Source organism: Actinotalea sp. C106 (assembly GCF_023630195.1).
In the GTDB taxonomy this organism is placed as follows: Bacteria; Actinomycetota; Actinomycetes; order Actinomycetales; family Cellulomonadaceae; genus Actinotalea.
Genome location: NZ_JALPKN010000495.1, coordinates 1 through 1358, shown reverse-complemented (window position 1 = coordinate 1358; position 1358 = coordinate 1). Strand labels below are relative to the sequence as shown.

General features: G+C 75.1%; 2 protein-coding genes and 1 pseudogene. 2 read left to right on the top strand and 1 reads right to left on the bottom strand.

What is annotated here, in order from left to right:
* Positions 1-790, top strand: a 790-nt coding sequence (locus tag L0B03_RS17960; RefSeq protein WP_250448386.1) for a 1,4-dihydroxy-2-naphthoate polyprenyltransferase, incomplete at its 5' end; no start/stop codon positions are given.
* Positions 791-874: 84 nt separating this feature from the next.
* On the opposite strand, the pseudogene L0B03_RS17955 reads toward L0B03_RS17960, so the two are convergent.
* Positions 875-1057, bottom strand: a pseudogene (locus L0B03_RS17955) (DUF4229 domain-containing protein); the annotation flags it as partial.
* Positions 1058-1115: 58 nt separating this feature from the next.
* Between L0B03_RS17955 and L0B03_RS17950 the strand changes: the two are divergent.
* Positions 1116-1358, top strand: a 243-nt coding sequence (locus tag L0B03_RS17950; RefSeq protein ID WP_250448384.1) for a PLDc N-terminal domain-containing protein, incomplete at its 3' end; no start/stop codon positions are given.

Sequence of the window (1358 nt, the reverse complement as noted above, 5' to 3'; positions counted from 1 at the left end):
GGGGGCGGCGGCCCAGCTGGGCCTGGCCTCTCCGCTGCGTGCCCTGCTGGCGGCCGGCGTGGCCCTGGCCCTGCAGGTCGGGGTCAACTACGCGAACGACTACTCCGACGGGATCCGCGGCACGGACACCGACCGGGTCGGGCCGCTGCGGCTGACCGCCTCGGGGGCGGCCCCCGCTGCCCACGTCAAGCGGGCCGCCTTCGCCGCCTTCGGGATCGGGGCGCTGCTGGGCCTGGGCCTGGTGGCCCTGAGCGGTCAGTGGTGGCTGCTGGCCGTCGGGGCGGTCGCGATCCTCGCCGCGTGGTCCTACACCGGGGGCAGGTCGCCGTACGGCTACCGCGGGCTCGGCGAGGTCGGCGTCTTCGTCTTCTTCGGTCTGGTGGCCGTGCTCGGCACCACCTACACCCAGGCCGGGCGCATCTCCTGGCTGGCCGTCGCCGGAGCGGTGGGCATCGGGCTGCTGGCCTGCGCGCTGCTCATGGTCAACAACCTGCGGGACATCCCGACCGACGTCCTGGTCGGCAAGCGCACCCTGGCCGTGCGCCTGGGCGAGCACCGGTCACGTCGGGTGTACGCGGCCTTCGTCGTCCTGCCGCTGCTGCTCGCCCTCGCCTGCGCCCCCACCGCGCCGTGGGTCCTGCTCGTCCTGCTCCTGGTGCTTCCCGCCGGGCTGCTCGTCGGGACCGTGCTGCTCGGCGCCCGCGGGGTGCTCCTCAAGCCGGTGCTCGCCGGTACCGGGCTGCTCGAGCTCGGCTACGGGATCCTGCTGGGGGTCGGCCTCGCGATGTGAGGCCTCGGCCTCGGCGTCCTCCGCGTCGGCGTCGCCCCGGACCTCGGCCGAGAACCGCTCCCCGGACTCGCGACGACGCTCGGCACGGTCCTCGAGCCAGCGCGCGGCCTCGTCCCGCGGCCCCTTGAGGAACAGGTACGACAACGCCCAGGCCACGACGGTCGCCGCGACGACGAGGAGCCATCCCCCCAGCCTCGCCCACCAGAGCACGAGGAGTGCCGCGGCGAAGAGGCCGAGGCGGAGGGCGGAGTACACGACCACGGGCATCTGCCCAGGGTAGGCGCCCCGGCCGGTGCCACGCGCCCACGGCGCCTAGGCTGGGTGGATGCTTCGCGCCATGGTCTACGTCATCCCGATCGCCCTGGCGATCTACGCGCTGATCGACCTCTCCCGGTCCCAGGTGGTCGAGCGCAACGGGCTGCCGGTCCCGGCGTGGGTCGCGGTGATCGTGCTGCTGCCCGTCATCGGACCCGTCGTGTGGATCCTGCTCAGCCGTCAGCGGCGACGCGAGCAGGGTGCTGCGCGTCCGCCCGCCCCGGGCCGCCCGCCCGGCCCCGGGCGCCCCCGG